9 protein-coding genes, 1 tRNA gene and 1 pseudogene are annotated in these 17182 nt (G+C 47.6%); 8 read left to right on the forward strand and 3 right to left on the reverse strand.

What is annotated here, in order from left to right; genetic code table 11:
• Positions 1-394 precede the first annotated feature (394 nt).
• The 3 genes from SD10_RS23450 (at position 395) to SD10_RS23460 (ending at position 5815) form a co-directional block, all read left to right on the forward strand.
• Positions 395-1621 (forward strand): metallophosphoesterase family protein, encoded by a 1227-nt coding sequence (locus tag SD10_RS23450; protein ID WP_046577219.1) that lies wholly within the window; start codon positions 395-397, stop codon positions 1619-1621.
• Positions 1618-4707 (forward strand): AAA family ATPase, encoded by a 3090-nt coding sequence (locus SD10_RS23455; protein ID WP_046577221.1) that lies wholly within the window; start codon positions 1618-1620, stop codon positions 4705-4707. The genes SD10_RS23450 and SD10_RS23455 overlap by 4 nt, the downstream gene beginning before the upstream one ends.
• Before the next feature lie 85 nt (positions 4708-4792).
• Positions 4793-5815, forward strand: coding sequence for an alkaline phosphatase D family protein (locus SD10_RS23460; protein WP_046577223.1), 1023 nt, complete (start codon positions 4793-4795; stop codon positions 5813-5815).
• A gap of 82 nt (positions 5816-5897) precedes the next feature.
• On the opposite strand, the gene SD10_RS23465 is transcribed toward SD10_RS23460, so the two are convergent.
• From SD10_RS23465 to SD10_RS23475, 3 genes are all read right to left on the reverse strand, one after another.
• Positions 5898-6713: an enoyl-ACP reductase FabI gene (locus SD10_RS23465; protein ID WP_046577226.1), complete on the reverse strand. Its 816-nt coding sequence runs from the start codon at positions 6711-6713 to the stop codon at positions 5898-5900.
• Positions 6714-6824: 111 nt separating this feature from the next.
• Positions 6825-7862, reverse strand: coding sequence for an alpha/beta hydrolase (locus SD10_RS23470; protein WP_046577227.1), 1038 nt, complete (start codon positions 7860-7862; stop codon positions 6825-6827).
• A complete protein-coding gene (locus SD10_RS23475) occupies positions 7859-9304 on the reverse strand; it encodes a methyltransferase RsmF C-terminal domain-like protein (RefSeq protein WP_046577228.1) in 1446 nt (481 codons plus the stop codon). The genes SD10_RS23470 and SD10_RS23475 overlap by 4 nt, the downstream gene beginning before the upstream one ends.
• Positions 9305-9351: 47 nt before the next feature.
• Here SD10_RS23475 and SD10_RS23480 point away from each other — a divergent pair, with 47 nt between their 5' ends.
• The 5 genes and pseudogenes from SD10_RS23480 (at position 9352) to SD10_RS23500 (ending at position 16244) form a co-directional block, all read left to right on the forward strand.
• Entirely contained in the window at positions 9352-9864 is a 513-nt protein-coding gene (locus tag SD10_RS23480; protein ID WP_046577230.1) for a KdsC family phosphatase, read from the forward strand.
• A gap of 160 nt (positions 9865-10024) precedes the next feature.
• A complete protein-coding gene (bioA, locus tag SD10_RS23485) occupies positions 10025-11296 on the forward strand; it encodes an adenosylmethionine--8-amino-7-oxononanoate transaminase (RefSeq protein ID WP_046577232.1) in 1272 nt (423 codons plus the stop codon).
• 56 nt (positions 11297-11352) lie between these two features.
• Positions 11353-11425, forward strand: a tRNA-Gly gene (locus SD10_RS23490).
• Positions 11426-11896: 471 nt separating this feature from the next.
• Positions 11897-12532: pseudogene (locus SD10_RS30555) on the forward strand (DNA/RNA non-specific endonuclease).
• 403 nt (positions 12533-12935) lie between these two features.
• Complete coding sequence (locus SD10_RS23500) at positions 12936-16244, forward strand: right-handed parallel beta-helix repeat-containing protein (protein WP_052731276.1); 3309 nt, start codon at positions 12936-12938, stop codon at positions 16242-16244.
• The last annotated feature ends 938 nt before the right edge of the window (positions 16245-17182 follow it).

Here is a 17182-nt window from a genome sequence, read left to right on the forward strand (position 1 = left end):
ACGAGACGTAAATCAGTTTGTCAAGTAAATCTGAAAATAAATTTTGCAATTGATTTTCAGCGGGTTGCACGTAATGAGTTGATTATCAACAGCTTTCGCTTCTGTTTTCGACTCATTCCCGATGTTTGGGAGTGCAAAGGTAGGCCTCTTTTTCCCCGTTGTCAAGGCCCATCCCAAAAATAAAAGGCGACTCGCCAATCAGTATTTGGTAAGGCTCGAAAAATCAATTAGTTACTGTATAAAATAATTGAAAACTTTTTTCGTACATCTCAGTTGCTTCAGCGCAAATGAAGTGAAAACTCGTTTAGGCCGCTTTTTTACCCATTATGCGGGCACTATCAGTTATATTGCATCTTCCTTTTGTATCAATTCATCCGGTACAATTTGTCATCTAATGAAAATATTACATACCGCAGACTGGCATTTGGGGAAGCGACTGCAGGATTTTCAGCGTCTTCAGGAGCAACGAGATGTTTTGGCGGAGATCATACAGGTAGCCAATTCCGAGGATGTAGATTTAGTTCTGGTAGCAGGTGACCTGTTTGATACATTTAATCCTGATCCCAAAGCGGAAGACTTACTATATAGTACGCTGAAAGAGTTGACAGACAACGGTCGGCGGACAGTAGTGGCCATTGCAGGAAATCATGACAACCCAGACCGGATTGAAGCACAGGACCATTTTGGGCGGGAGTGCGGTATTATTTTCGTAGGCTTTCCGAAAACAGAAGTACGTTCCTATGAATTGAGCTGTGAGGCAAAACTGTTGTGTTCGGCCCCAGGGTTCATTGAACTGAAACTTCCTCGTCATGATGCGCCTGTTCGTATCATTATGACGCCTTATGCCAATGAGACCCGGCTTCGGTCATACCTCGGCATGATTAGCCTCGACGAGGAAATCCGACACCATTTAGGCGCACATTGGATGGCTCTGGCAGATACGTACATGAATGAACAGGGCGTCAACTTGCTGATGGCGCATTTGTTTGTTATGAAACGTGGGGGAGAGCAGCCAGAGGAATCGGACGATGAGCGGAGTATTTTGCAGGTTGGGGGCGCATCCGTTGTTTATACCGACATGATTCCGCCCCCGATTCAATATACGGCACTCGGGCATTTACACCGGTTTCAGCAAATAGCTGGCGGGCCTTGTCCGGTCGTTTACAGTAGTAGCCCATTGGCCTATAGTTTTGCCGAAGCTGATCAGCAGAAATACGTTGTTCTGGTTGATGCTGAACCGGGTCAGGCGGTAACCGTGACGCCAATTCCGTTGGTAGCCGGAAAACGGCTGTTACGCCCTAAATTCAAACGAGTTGACGAAGCCGTTGACTGGTTGAAAGAGAACCCGAACTGCTATGCTGAAATAACGCTGCAAACACCTACGTTTCTGACGAGTGATGAACGTCGGCAACTGCAACAGGCGCATGAGTCGCTGGTGACAATTATTCCGGATGTACGAGATATCGAGGAGACGGTGGAAGAAGCAACTCCAGCCATCGACCTTACGCAAAGTATGGAAACGCTGTTCACAAGTTATTTTAAGAATAAGAACAAAGGGCAGGAGCCAAACGAGCGGCTTCAGCATTTGTTCCGAGAGATTTTAGCAACCGAACCTGAATGATCCCCATTAAACTGTCTATCCAGGGACTTTATTCCTATCAGGAACTACAGGAGATTGACTTCCAACAACTGATTGGTTCGAGTGTATTTGGCATTTTCGGAAAGGTTGGCAGTGGCAAAACGTCCTTACTGGAAGCAATCAGTTTTGCACTATACGGCGAAACCGAGCGGTTGAATAGCCGGGACAACCGACAGTACAACATGATGAATCTGAAATCGAAGCACCTCATGATCGACTTCGAATTTCAGGCTGGTGCCGATCAGCAGGTATACAAATTCGTTTACGAGGCTAAGCGTCATCCCAAAAAACACCACGAGATAGGACCCGGTGAGCGACGAATGTTTGTTCGGGAGAACAATGAGTGGCAACCGATTGGCAACGAGAAAGAAGATGTAGCCGTGTTGTCGAAGCAGATATTAGGCCTCGATTATGACAATTTCAAGCGGACGATTATTATTCCGCAAAACCAGTTTAGGGAATTTCTGGAGCTTAGTCCCGTTGAGCGGACGAAGATGATGAATCAACTCTTCAAGCTTGACCAGTACGACTTGGCGGCTCGAGTGAGTAAATTAAGTAAGGCAAACGATGATCAGCTAGCCGAACTTCGTGGGCTTCTCTCTCCACTAGAAGCGGTTACGCCGGAAGCAATTGAGCAGGCCAACGGTACTATAGCTACCATTTCTGACGCTCTTCTTCAGAAAGAAAGCGAAATAAATGAGCTGGTTCCTGTAGAAAAACGCTTACTCGACGACCAGAAGCGGAACCAGACACTCATCACAACGCAACAGGAGTTGACCCAACTTCTGCTTAAAGAGCCCCTGTACCAACAACGTGAGCGGGATTTGTCTTTGTACGAAACCTGCCTGCTGGTTTTTCAATCCGACTTTTCAAACCTGGATAAATTAATAGCCAGACAATTCAAGCTATTGCAGAGCCAGGATGTTGCCCAGCAAAAGCTTCATTCAGTAACCAGACGGCTAATTGGCCTGCGTAGTTTATATGACGCAGCCAAACAGGCCTACGAGACCAGGGACGAATTACAACAAAAGATTAACGAGTTAGATACGGTTCAGGAGATCCGCACGCTACAACAATCGATCAGTCAGCAAATACGTAACCGGGACGCCCTCTCGAGCCAGCTTGATCGGCAAACAGATCAGATTGACCAACATAAAAAAGAGCGCAGCAACCATCAACGTGTGCTGGACAACGGACTCGGGCGAACGTCTGATCTGGAACGTTTATACAAAGTAAAAAACTGGTTTACGGCCTACAAGCCTTTACGAAAACAAGCCGACGATCTTCAGGTTGCCGTCGATAAGTACGATTTGACCATTGAGCAGTTAAAGCAGAAAAAAAACGATGTGTTAATTGGTTTTCCACCCGAATGGGCAGCGTTGACCCTTAAAACATTGCCCAGCTATATTGAAGAAGCTTTAGCGAAGTTTAAAGAGATTCGATCTGAGCGAGAACTGAAACACCGCCAATTGCTGGTCCAGGATGAGTTGCGTAAATATGCGGATGCGCTGACAGAAGGCATGCCTTGTCCTTTGTGTGGCGCAGAACACCACCCAAACCGGCATCGCGGTGACGCGGATACGGTTGACGTAAAACGAAGCGAAGCGGCTTTAGAAAAAGTAGAGCAACGGATTGAAGCGACCTCAACGCTTCAGTTAACAATAAAAGAACTCGCTACAAAACTCCGTAGCGAACTGGAAAACGGGAAGCGACTCGTTGAAGAACGCACTGAAGTCGTCCGACAATTGACGGAGCACGAAGATGGTTTTGTGTGGCCGGAGTTTTCGAAAGAGCAGGAAGGTCAGGTTGTCGACGCGATCAGAAAGGAAAGTGATGCACAAAAACAGATACAAGATGCGCAGCAAGCCGTCCGTAATCTCGAGAAGCGCATTGACGAGATGACCGTTACGCAGACCGAACTAGCCGGAAAGGTTGTTGATGCGAACAATGCCATTGCCGGTATTAACGGTCAGCTTAAAACAGCCGCTGAATCGCTGGTGCATTTTCGGCTGGACGAAGTGAAGGATTGGCGACTGGACCAGATTGCGGACTTGCGCGAATCGTTGAGCAACGTTTACGATCAGGCAAAAATCCATTTCGATGATACGTCGCGGGAGAAAGGGGAAGCGGAGAAAGAATTAGCCACGGTCGAGGAGCAGATTCAGCAACTACAAAATCAGCAACATGAAATTGGGTTAGAGCTGCAGGCATTAGAGTCAACCATCGCCCAGAACCTAAACGCCCATGACCTGGCTCGTGAACAGGTGAAGCAGATTTTACAGTCAGGCTTGAATATCAATCAGGAAAGACAGCAGTTGAACGACTACAAGGAGAAACGGAGTGGTCTGCAACAACAGGTCAACACCCTGGAGATCGAATTAGCCGAGCATCCGTTTGACCCGGTCGCACTATCCACGGTTCAGGGGCAGTTGCGAGCGTTGCAGACCGAAAAAGATGCGCTCAATAAAGAGCATGGCCGCGCCACCAACGTTCTGGCATCGCTCGAAAAGCAATGGCAACAAAAGCTCGAATACCAGAAACGCCATGACGAACTTGACCTGCGTCGAGCCGATTTAAAGAAAATGGATGAAATGTTCAGGGCACAAGGGTTTGTAAACTACGTCTCGTCGGTCTACCTGAAAAATCTTTGTGAATCGGCAAACGAGCGCTTCTTCAAGCTGACCAATAATCAATTGAGGCTGGAACTGGACGAAAAGAACAACTTCCTGGTTCGTGATTACCTCAACAGCGGTGAAGTGCGAAGCGTAAAAACCCTGTCGGGTGGCCAGACCTTTCAGGCGGCTTTATCCCTGGCGCTGGCGTTGTCGGATAACATTCAACATCTGACAAAAGCCAAGCAGAATCTATTTTTCCTGGATGAAGGTTTCGGTACGCTCGACAAAGATTCGCTGCAAACGGTCTTTAAAACGTTGAAAGCCCTCCGTTCCGAAAACCGGGTAGTGGGCATTATCTCGCACGTTGAGGAATTACAGCAGGAGGTCGACAACTTTATTCGGGCTGAATCGACCGAGAATGGCAGCCGGATTGTCCGAAGTTGGGAAAGCTAGCCCCACTCCTATTGTTAACAAATCTTGAAGTAGCCTGCTAAACAAGCCGTCTTGTCTACATTTGCGACCAACCAACCGCATACGAATGAAAAAACTTTTCACCTTTGGGCTGCTCGGCTGTGTGGCGCTGGCCGGGTGCCGCACCCCAAAGTCGAGTACCGCTTTAGTAGAAAAACAAAAGCCAGTCACTAAAATCGCCTTCGGCTCGTGTAGCGACCAGAAACGACCTCAGCCGCTGTGGGATGATATTGTCGCGCAAAAGCCGGATGTCTGGATTTGGCTCGGCGATAACATTTACGGCGATTCGGAAAGCATGGACACATTGCGTACGAAATATGCCTGGCAGAAAGCCAATCCGGTCTATCAGCAACTACGCCAGTCAACAGCCATCATTGGCGTGTGGGACGATCATGATTATGGCGTTAATGATGGTGGCAAAGAATACCCGCGCCGGAAAGAAAGTCAGCAACTAATGCTGGATTTTCTGGACGTGCCAGCCACCAACTCATCCCGTACGCAGGAGGGTGCTTATTCCGTCCATACATACGGACCGAAAGGTCAGCGAGTAAAAGTGATCTTGCTGGATGGACGTTACTTTCGTGACCCGTTGAAAAAAGACGGCAAAGCCAACGTTCCGGACCCATCCGGCGATATACTGGGGAAAACCCAGTGGACATGGCTGGAGCAGCAGCTTACCAAGTCGGATGCGGATGTGCATATTATTGGCAGTGGCATTCAGGTTCTCCCCGAAGAACACGTCTATGAGAAATGGGCCAATTTCCCTACGGCTCGCCAGCGGCTGCTCAATTTGCTGGCTAAAACGAAACCCAAAGGGGCTCTTTTTATCAGTGGTGACCGGCACATGGCAGAGGTTTCCAAAATTCGTGTACCCGGCCTATCGTATGACCTGTTTGACATAACCAGCAGTGGCCTTACCCACGTGTCTGCTCCGCACGAAGAACCGAACCGCTATCGGGTTGGGCCCATTGTCTCCGAGCTTAACTATGGTCTGATTACCATTGACTGGAAGGCAACGCCACTCAAGGCTACCGTTCGCATCAACGGTGATGAGCAGGCAACATACCTGTCACAGGAAATTAACTTTTAACGATATAAACAAAAAGAAAAGCGGGAATAAGGAGTTGCATGAGCATCGTCCTTGTCCCGCTTTTCTTTTTGTTTCTCCTTATTTATTCTTTCGTAACCAATGCCATAACCTCCTCCGAAATTCCGGTCATAGAGAAACCACCATCGTGGTACAGGTTCTGCATCGTAACCATGCGGGTCAGGTCAGAAAACATCGTAATGCAATAATCGGCACACTGGTCGGCCGTGGCATTACCCAGCGGGGCCGTTTTATCGGCAAAATCATAAAATTTGTCGAACCCACCAATGCCTCCGCCAGCCGTGGTTGGCGTTGGCGATTGCGAAATGGTATTCACCCGAACTTTGTGCGACTTGCCATACCGATAGCCAAAGCTACGGGCAATGGATTCCAGAACGGCCTTCGCATCGGCCATATCCGTGTAGAAAGGAAACGTCCGTTGGGCCGCCATATAGGTCAGCGCAACCACGGAACCCCACTCATTGATCGCATCCAGTTTATAGGCCGTCTGCATCATTTTATGGAATGACAACGCCGAAATATCAATGCTCTGCTTGAACCAGTCGTAGTTAAGATCGGTATAGGCTTTTCCTTTACGGATGTTTGGGCTCATGCCGATGCTGTGCAACACAAAATCGACTTTACCCCCTAATACCTCGGTTGACTTTGTGAACAGATTTTCAAGATCCTCCACTGAAGTTGCGTCCGCCGGAATGATTTCGGCGTCACACTGTTCAGCTAGTTGTTTGATAGCTCCCATACGCATCGCAATTGGTGCGTTGGTCAGCGTAAACGTAGCGCCTTCTTCTTTCGCTTTCAACGCGACTTTCCAGGCGATTGATTTTTCATCTAAGGCACCGGATATGATGCCACGCTTTCCCTTTAGTAATCCGTAAGCCATGTGTCTTTAATGATGAATGATGAATGATAAATAATGACTTAGCTAGCGTTTCGCCGGGCTGGCGCCTTCGCCAGCCAAAACTTACCATTCCTTAATTGTGTCAAAGTTAGGTTATTTTTTTTCGCCAAGGGCAAGCGTCGGTGTCGATACTGGTGCCGTTGGTAATTTTAAAACAGTCGCCATGAATTTTTCCGTGGCGTCATAAACACCCTTCACATCATGGGATGTAAAGTGCGAGGCAATCACGTGTTCACCCGCGTTTGGAAAGGCCATTTTTTGTTTTTTATCAGCCAATGTTCCCAGTTCGTCATACATCGCCAGCATAGCAGGCACCGATACGACTTTGTCCTGATGATCTTCATCCTTATAATAGTACGCCATAAAAACTGGCTGTTTCACTTTTTGAAACTGCTCGGGCGTCATGAACTGATCGAGCATCGTTTGCAGCGTAATTAGCCCGTTGGTATGATACTGCGGCAGCCAATACCGGGCACGCCCACCGTTATAATGCGTATTGACAACGTGTTCGCCCTGAAAAACCTGATCCAGAATTTGTTTTCCCCAGGGGCCAGTGACAAGTTTGAGCGCCGGATTCGCTGTTGCAATGCAGGGCGAATACAAGATCAACCCATCGATTTCGGGATGATGAGCGGCCAGGTAAAGCGCAAGCATCCCCCCGGCCGAAGTGCCCATCACAATGACGTTATCGCCTAATGATTTTCCTATCGCCAGGGCACGCTCAGCCGAAGCGGCATACGTTGATGGGGTTAATTTCTGTAAAGCGTCGGGTGAGTTCACGCCGTGTTCGGCCGTACGAGCAAGGTACATATTACAGCCAAAATGAGCCGCGATCTGCTTATGAATGGGGTCGCCCTCGGCCCAGCTTGCCGAAAAACCCGGTATATATACGATGCTATACGGCGTTTTGACTTTATGCAGGCTATCGGCCCACACGATGCGAGCTTCGTTATCCGGGCGTAAATTGGCCTTTCGCTCTGACTCAGCAATACTCTGCTCCAGTTTTACCAGACTAGGATCGAGCGTCACGTTTTCTTCTTTTATACTGTCCAAATGGGCCGTTGGGCCAAGCAGATACCCGACAACAAGAACAGCCACTAACAGACCCGAAATCAGGAAAAACCGTTTCATACATATTCTTTTATATCCATTCTGATCCGCCAGTCTTTGGGCAGGTAATTATTAACGCGCGTGCCAACGCCTTTTACCCAACCCAGATTCATACCCTGATAACGGGCTAACAGCCAGCCTTTAACGGGCTCATTAAAGACCAGATTTTCTTTCTTAAAGTACCGCAGCGCATCTTCCTTACTCAGTTCCAGACCAGGCAGATGTTGATTGACCGCCGTACTAAGCGCCAGCGCATGCGACGGAATAAAATCCTGTCCCTTAAACTGGCCCATCTCCAGCCCGAATCCTTTACTTTTTAAGGCGCTATCCAGAAACAGAAACGTTTTTTCAAGCGCTTTCGGCAACGCCATCACATCACCATTGGGTTTCTCCCAGAACGAAAAATCGGCTGGATTCTCGAGCCATTTCGCGGCCGATGCCGTTTCGCGCGGACGCAGTGCCCGGATGGTGCGGAAGGTACGGGCATCCAGTTTGACTACCGCCGTGAATGATGTTTTCTTGAAAACACTAATAAAGAATCCTTCGCCCCGAACCCGGTGCGGATAGCACTGGTAACCAACGGCATCGCCCGTTTCGGGATCGCCCGCTTGTTTCTCGACTACGTTCCACTCGGCAGGAAGTACCAGTGGCCGGTTCCGAAAACCATGTTCGGTCAGGTAGCGAACGTTCTCGGCATTTTCGGTCTCATTATAGGTACAGGTGCTGTAAATCAACACACCGTTGGTATCCAGCAAGGGTGCAGCCGCAGCCAGAATCCGTTTTTGCCGGGCCGAGCATAAGTCGACACTCGCTTCCGACCACTCCTGCATGGCATCGGGATCTTTCCGGAAAAGTCCCTCTCCAGAACAGGGCGCATCGACCAGCACGACGTCGAAAAAGCCAGCCAGATTGGGCATATCTTCCGGATCATGGTTACTGATCACCACATTTGGGTAGCCCCATTTATCCATATTTTCGCGCAGCACCGACACCCGACTGCGGATCACTTCGTTACAAATCAGCAAACTATCGGGGTGCAGCGCCGACGCCAGCAACGTACTTTTTCCGCCGGGAGCCGCGCATAAATCCAGCACACGCAGGGGGCGGTCGAGGTTAACGGTTTGCCGCAATGCCTCATATAACAGCATCGAAGACGCTTCCTGGACATAATAAGCGCCTGCCTGAAACAACGGATCGAGCGTAAAACTTGGCCGCTCAGGCAGGTAAAAGCCTTGCGGACACCAGGGTACCGGTACCAGATTCGTTGTGTCGTAGCCCGGATCAGCCGCCTTCCGTGGATTCATGCGAATACTTACAGGCGTCGGCTGGCCCAAGGCTGCGGCAAACTCGGTGAATTCCGCGCCCAACTGTGCCTGCATTTGGGCCAAAAACGCCGGGGGCCATCCAGCCGGGGGCCATCCAGCCGGAGCACCCTCGTTTAGAACGGGCTTGTGTGTTGTCATCTGACAAAAATACACAACTGTCGGGCGGTTTTCACTAAACTTGCAGCATGACTCGACACCAAGACCAATTCAGCCAAATCAAGACCTTTATTTTTGACATCGATGGCGTACTGACCGATGGTGGTGTTTCACTGCTAGCGTCCGGTGAGCGGTTCCGGACTGTTTTCATCCGCGACACATACGCCATTGAACAAGCGCTGAAAGCCGGTTTTCGGGTGGGCATCATCTCGGCGGCCAATGCCGATGGGCTCCGTAGCTGGTTGACCTCTATGAATGTTAAAGACATTTTTATGGGCGGCCCTTCCGATCAGAAAATGAATGCTTACCTGGGTTACATTGCCCGCGATGGCCTGAACGAATCGGAAATCCTCTACATGGGCGACGACCTGCCCGACTACCCAATCCTGAACCGGCCCGCCGTTTTAAGTACCTGCCCCGCCGACGCCGTTACTGAAGTTCAGGCGGTTTGTCAATATGTATCGCCCAATGCCGGGGGCCGGGGGGCGGTGCGGGATGTAATCGAACAAGTAATGAAAGCGCAGGGAAAATGGGGCCTGTGAAACGTTTCTTTCCAACTAAAACAAATAAGTCAACTGCGCTAAATCTTTACCACAGAGGCACGGAGAGCACCGAGGGGTAAACTCCTAACTTTGTCCTCTGTGCTCTCCGTGCCTCTGTGGTAAAACCTACTCATCTATTTTTCACAAGAATTAGCCGTTAATGAATGACCTATCCGAACGTGATCAGGCTGTAATCTGGCATCCGTTCACACAAATGCAAACCGCCCCGTTGCCGATTCCGATTGTTCGGGGCAGCGGCTCCCTACTCTACGGTGCTGATGGCCGTGAATACCTGGATATGATTTCCTCCTGGTGGGTGAATATTCATGGACACGCCCATCCGCACATTGCCAAACGTGTAGCTGAACAACTCCAGATTCTCGAACATGTAATTTTCGCCGGTTTCACTCACCAGCCCGCCGTTGAGTTAGCCGAGCGACTTCTGGCTATTCTTCCTCCAAACCAGTCGAAGGTATTTTATTCAGACAATGGGTCTACGGCGGTAGAAGTGGCGTTAAAAATGGCATTCCAGTACTGGCATAATTTAGGCATGCCTCGTAAAAAGATCGTGGCCTTCGAAAATGCCTATCACGGTGATACCTTCGGCGCCATGGCGGTTGGCGGACGCAGTGCTTTCACCGCGCCCTTTGTTCCCTTCCTGTTCGATGTCGATTATTTACCCGTGCCGGTACCGGGGCAGGAAGCGGTTGTTTTGCAACAAGCTGAAGCCCTGTTTACTAACGAAGTAGCTGCGTTTATTGCCGAACCACTCGTTCAGGGTGCGGGCGGCATGGTCATGTATGAGCCTGGCGTGCTGGATAAATTGATAAAGCTGGCCCGGAACAAAGGCGCACTCATCATTGCCGACGAAGTAATGACCGGTTTCGGCCGGACGGGCAGGCTATTCGCATCAAACCATTTGGACGAAAAGCCAGATCTGATGTGTTTATCGAAAGGACTGACTGGTGGAACCATGGCATTGGGCATTACGGCCTGTGCAGCTCATATTTACGACGCTTTTTTGTCTACAGACAAGCACAAGACGCTCTTTCATGGGCACTCGTTTACAGCGAACCCGCTAGCCTGCACAGCCGCACTCGCCAGCATGGACCTGCTTCTCCTACCCGAAACTCAGGCCAACATCCAGCGTATAACCCAAAGCCATACCGATTTTGCTGGACGGCTAGCGACGTATGCCTCTGTCGACAACATCCGCCAGCATGGCACGTTGCTTGCCTTCGATTTGAACGTTGGTGAACAGACCTCCTATTTCAACAACATTCGCGATACCGCCTATAATTTCCTGCTCGATCGGGGTGTTCTAATGCGTCCATTAGGCAATGTATTATACCTAATGCCCCCGTATTGTACCACAAACGAGCAACTAGCTTTTGCTCATACGCAGATCGAAGCCCTGTTAACAACTATCTGACTATCTAGAACTTGACATTTTAAATTTAATCCCACACCTTTGTTTTACCAATCGACGCGGGAGTAGCTCAGTTGGTAGAGCGGCAGCTTCCCAAGCTGCAGGCCGTGGGTTCGAACCCCATTTCCCGCTCACCCATAAGCCCATGAAGATTAGCCGATTAGCGTAAATGCTGGTCGGCTTTTTTCTTGTATAGCGAGGCTTAGGTACAACCCTAGGTACAACATTTGTTAGATTGCTCTAAGCTGTTTACAGACTATTTTATGGTAGATAGTAGAATCCAGGAATTGGCTGTACGCTTTAAAAATTATTCTATCGGCAAATAATCGATTCTAGGACCGTAGCAATTTCTATTTTCTGATTGGTAATTGTAGGGTCCATATATAGCTCTACCATCTTGCTATTAAAAAAAGTAATTATTGGGCATTCCACTTTTATCACTTTCACCACTGCTTTCACCCAATGTTAAATCCACTAGGTAATCCGAGGCATTTCCTTTGACTCTTCATCAGCGTTCTTTTAATCCTCTCACTCGATCAATGTAAGCAGCCCAGTGTACCTGTACCAGCCAATTCAGCCCCAACTCGTGATGACAACATGGCGATGGGCAACCCTGATGGAGCCAAGGCATCAGAGTCCAGTCCGAATGCTTACCTTATTACCCGCCCCACCTATTCGCTTTCCTCAATCAATCCACTGGCATTGCCAATTGGTGCAGCTGGCACCTCAGTGCCGCTTGGAAGGGATCAGCTAAGCGCTATACTGGCAACTTTATTCCTGATCAATCGTTACCAGCTACCTGGTATCAGGCCCGGCATGCTGATCATACCAACACTGGCTTTGACGGCAACGGCCGACCGTCGTGGATACCTCTGCCCGTCGGATGATCGGGACAGTACGGCCGAGGAGAACATGACTACTTTTATTCTGACCAACATTGTGCCTCAGGCACCACAGCTTAACCGGCAGTCGTGGCTAAGGTTGTAAGAATACTGCAGAACATTAGTTGCTGAGGGCAATGAGTTATACATCATTGCAGGAACATCTGGCAAAGGTGGTGAGGGTGATAATGGCAAAACTAGCATCCTTGTCAATGGCAAACTGGCCGCTCCTGCTGCTCTCTGGAAGGTGATTGTAGTATTGCCGGTAGGATCGGATGATTTAAACCGAATAAGCGCTCAGAAGCGGGTTATTACAGTCTGGATGCCGAACACCAATACTGTAGGAGAACAGCCGTGATGAGGTTACCGAGTCAGTGTTGATGAGGTAGAGAGGCAGACGGGGTATGATTTACTATCGAATTTATCACAAGTCGTTCAACGAGCAATTGAAGTAATAATTGATATTATAAGTTTATAAGGAGACCTAAGGCTCTCATTATACAGTTAGCGTTTAGATACTATAAAAATTTATATATATGCTAATAAGTAGATAAATGAATACTTTTGTCTTCTCGTTTAAGTCTCTTGATTTAGCCTGGTAATCAGGTTAACTATTTGATATCAACGACCTCAATCACTCAACGTTAATGACTTGGCAGAAAGACAAATCGCTTTCGTAAGTGGCGTGTGTTCTTGTGCCTATTTACTAAATAATCGTGCTAATATATCAGTACATCCGTAGGAGATGCGTAACTCCTATATTGCTAACTTTCCTTCTAGGTGTAACGGTATCAGCCAGTCTTGCTCAGACTACTTATTATGTAGCCAGTAATGGTAGTGATAATAATACGGGGCGATCCATCACCTCCCCTTTTCAGACGCTGAATAAAATTAATAGTCTCCCTTTAAAGCCTGGAGACCAGCTATTATTTCGCCGAGGGGATACTTTCCTGGGAACGTTGACTATTCGTCAATCAGGCTCTTCCAGCTTACCCATTACCGTTGATGCCTATGGTAGCGGACCTAAACCCGTGTTAACCGGATCAGTACCACTAAGCGGATGGACAGATGTAGGAGGTGGCATCTACAAAGCGTTCTGTTCAGCTTGTGGTAGCGCCGTAACAGGTCTTTATCAGAATGGTATTCCTTTACCTTTAGGTCGTTACCCAGATATTGACTCCCCCAATAAAGGATATCTAACCATCCGCGCTCATACCGAGAAATATCAAATATTTAGTCAGGAGCACCTGCCAGATACCATTGACTGGAAAGGTGGCGAAGTGGTTATGCGAAGCAGGCAATGGATACTTGACCGAGCCCTTATCGACCACCAGAATGGAGATGCCCTTAATTTGATCTACAATTCAAATTATCCTCCAGCCGATGGATCTGGCTACTTTATTCAGAATCACCCGGCAACACTGAACAGGCCGGGCGAATGGGCTTATACTCCTTCGATGAAAACTATTTACTTATTTAGTAACCAAATTAATCCTAATACGCAGACCATAAACGCAGCCGTTCAGAACCGGAACATTGATCTGGCTAACTGTTCAAACATTGCCTTGCGCCACCTTCATATTACACAGTCCGGGAAGCAAGCAATATACACGACAAACGTATCAAATTTTACTCTGACTGATTCAGATATTACCAATGCTGGTGAAGATGGCCTCATACTGACAGGGTCGGGCAGTAATATTCTCATTGAGAACAATACAATTGTCGACATTAACAACAATGGGGTCTGGCTGGATGCTTTACAAAATGTTACAATTCGAAATAATCGGTTGCAGCGAATTGGTATCATTCCAGGCCGTGGCAAAGGGGGGGACGGCAATTACAACGCATTGCAATCAAATGCGAATCTAGATGTTCTGATAGAGAACAATCGTATCGACAGCGTGGGATATAGTGGCATTTCTTTTTGGAATAATACGACGATTCAGCGAAATATCATTGCCAATTACTGCATGACAAAGAGTGATGGGGGAGGCATATACGTATTCAATGAAAACGAAAAAAAGCCCATGACAAACATTCATATTGTTTCCAATATGATCTACAACGGGATTGGAGCTCAAGAGGGTAACGTACGAGAGGACTATCTAGGAGCGAACGGTATCTTTTTAGATGGCTGCGTGGAGAATGTGGAGCTTCGCAATAATACGGTCTTTAATAATTTGCAGTGGGGTATTTTTCTACATAACTCTAGTAAGATTACTTGTATTGATAATACAGTATTTAATAACGGAAACTGTCAGTTAGTAATCTGGAACAACACATGCCCGGTTCGAAATGATGTCATCAAGCGCAACATTTTTTTTAGTAAACTAGCTTCACAATCGGTCGGTCAGTTTCTATCAACTATAGATGATATAAATCAGTTCGGCCAGATTGATTCTAATTATTACGCCCGCCCATTTGATCAAGAAGCCATTATATTGGGTATAATCAATAGTACGCAGGGAGCTAAATATTCATTAGATGGATGGAAGCATTTTTCCCGAGGACTCGACCTGCATTCCTTAGGTAGCCCCCTTACTTTCAAACCCTATAAGAATGAAGGAGCTGGTGGTACAAATCGCATTAATAGCACCTTCGATTCAATTATTGATGATTGGTTTCTGATTTACAGTCGTTACGGAAATGCTGAAGTTAGCCAGGATATGACCGGCAACCTTGATGGCGGTAGTTTAAAGGTATCTTTCCCTACCCCTTCTGGTCAAGGCAACTCCTATGCCCAGATTGTTAAACAGGTTGCTTTGACGAAGGGTAAAACTTATGTGCTCCGTTTTGATGCGGTAGCCACAGTTGATGTGACGATACTAGTTTACCTGCGCCAGTATGGAGCTCCCTTTAAAGAGTATGACCGACGATATTCTGTAGCCCTATCCCCTAGCCGGAAGAGTTATGAGTTGCCCTTTACGGTCTCCGATAGTGATTCTAACGCAGTTGTTCTGTTTCAGATTGATGGAGAAGGGCCACCTTTTTGGCTGGATAATGTCCGTTTGCAGGAAGACGTGCCCATTCAGAATAATCCAGACGATTTTATTAAACTAATCTATAATCCAACGCTAAAAGACAGCCTTGTCACGCTAGCGGGTCTCTACAGTGATGTAAAGGGGCAGCGCTATCGGAATTACGTTATTCTAAAACCCTTTACGTCGATCATTCTCTTAAAAGATACCCTTCCCCAGTTACCCGCTGATTTAAGCCTTTCGCTGACCAGTAACAAACGAGTGCTGGGAATAAATGACTTAGCCAGTATTCAATTACGAGTCAATAACCAGAGTGATCGTTCGGCTGCCCTGTCCCGCTGGACCTGTCGACTACCCGCTAATATTCAGTTTGTTGATAGTCTTGGCCATCCATACAGGGACAATGTATTAACAGGAACAGTAAGCCAACTAGCTCCTCTGAGCGATACGACCTTTACTTTTTTAGTTCAGCCAACGAGTGCTGGATTATTTCGGTTGTCAGCACAAGTTACCACAGCTACCTCACCCGATCCCGACAGTCGTCCTAATTCGGGAACGGCGGATGGGGAGGACGATGCCAGAACTATCGATCTGCGCGTTGATGCCCCGCTAACTGGTGACCGTGTTTTCGAGTCGCCAAATCCAAACCAGCGGTCTTTACCAGGCGTCGCGACTAATCCTGATCCGGCATTGATGAATGTGAAACAAGCCGACTTAAGTCTACAAATAGAAGTTAGTAGCCGCACTCCTATAGTGGGAACCGTTATCACGTACACATTGTCCATTGCTAACGCCGGGGGCCGAACGGCTGAGGGGATACAAGTAGAGAACTTGTTACCTGATGGGTTCGAACCAGTAAGTTTAGGCGAATGGACAGCGAATGGCCACTCTTTAGTAACGACAGTAGAGTCGATTCCTGCTGCGTCCATTTATCGTACGTCTTTTCAAGTTCGAGTCACATTGCCTGGTTTCTGGCTTAATCGAGCTCAAATTAATGCATCCATAATTAGTGATCCAGATTCAACACCAGGTAATGGGTTCTCAAATGGCGAAGACGATGAGGCTCAAGTCGATGGACGAGCACTATAGTCCATTCAAACGAGTTTGACTTAAGAAAGTAGTTACAAGTCGTCACCCAAGTCTATTAACTAACGTTCAATACATCTTCCTACCTTGTCGTATATCTTGGAGATAAGTGCGCTGGCTCCATTGGCCATTCTGGAGTATACATCTATGATGCCATTCGAAACTTAGCAATTCGCTAGTATGACAAGCCTACACCCCTCTGTCACGTCTGTATTAGACGTCTTGCAATCGAAGAAGGATGTGTGTAAAACGGATACCTTAAGGAGTTACTTCTAGCGGACAGTTGTTTAGCATGCCTATGCTGAAATGTATTTTACGCTTCGAGAAAACCAATCAAGCAGCATTTACTTTGCGACAATATAGTTACCTCTGGCTTCATATTTGCTAGAAATCTAAGTGGCGATCAGTTGTAAAGACTCAAAATACTAATAAAGCCCCACTGGTCATCAGGGGCTTTTTCATGCGTACTACGGTCGCTTTAAACCCACCCGAATCAGTCCCTATCCGGGGGACGTTAGTTAACTCAATTAACTTGGATCAGCGCATAAAGGCACTTTTTAATTTTCGTCTTTACTTGGATGTTTAAGGTTCAGCGGTGCCCCCATACCCCTTTTTTCAAGACGTGTTTTCTGACACTCCCCTGCTCTGCGGATAAAATTCATAAAAAGGCAGATTAGGAAGTTTGAGCAAGTTTGAAGCAATGTATGACTAATCATACTATTCATACTCAACAACTAGATAATAGAGGGGTTGCGCATCGATAGATCGGCCGTTACAAAACAAAAATGCCCAGCACAGTGGGCCGGGCATTGTCGGTGGTACGAGTTAGACGTAAGAATAGCCAGCGACCCGGTGCCCTACATGCAAGCCTAGAATTTGATTAACAATGACGCCCAGGCTAGTTTGATGGGTTTTTCTCAAGGCAGAATTTGTTCGTTGGA

This window comes from Spirosoma radiotolerans (assembly GCF_000974425.1).
In the GTDB taxonomy this organism is placed as follows: domain Bacteria; phylum Bacteroidota; class Bacteroidia; order Cytophagales; family Spirosomataceae; genus Spirosoma; species Spirosoma radiotolerans.

Excerpts from the sequence above, each read along its gene's own strand:
- SD10_RS23450 (WP_046577219.1), top strand. The coding sequence starts at position 395 with ATGAAAATATTACATACCGCAGACTGGCATTTGGGGAAGCGACTGCAG.
- SD10_RS23455 (WP_046577221.1), top strand. The coding sequence starts at position 1,618 with ATGATCCCCATTAAACTGTCTATCCAGGGACTTTATTCCTATCAGGAA.
- SD10_RS23460 (WP_046577223.1), top strand. The coding sequence starts at position 4,793 with ATGAAAAAACTTTTCACCTTTGGGCTGCTCGGCTGTGTGGCGCTGGCC.
- SD10_RS23465 (WP_046577226.1), bottom strand. The coding sequence starts at position 6,713 with ATGGCTTACGGATTACTAAAGGGAAAGCGTGGCATCATATCCGGTGCC.
- SD10_RS23470 (WP_046577227.1), bottom strand. The coding sequence starts at position 7,862 with ATGAAACGGTTTTTCCTGATTTCGGGTCTGTTAGTGGCTGTTCTTGTT.
- SD10_RS23475 (WP_046577228.1), bottom strand. The coding sequence starts at position 9,304 with ATGACAACACACAAGCCCGTTCTAAACGAGGGTGCTCCGGCTGGATGG.
- SD10_RS23480 (WP_046577230.1), top strand. The coding sequence starts at position 9,352 with ATGACTCGACACCAAGACCAATTCAGCCAAATCAAGACCTTTATTTTT.
- bioA (WP_046577232.1), top strand. The coding sequence starts at position 10,025 with ATGAATGACCTATCCGAACGTGATCAGGCTGTAATCTGGCATCCGTTC.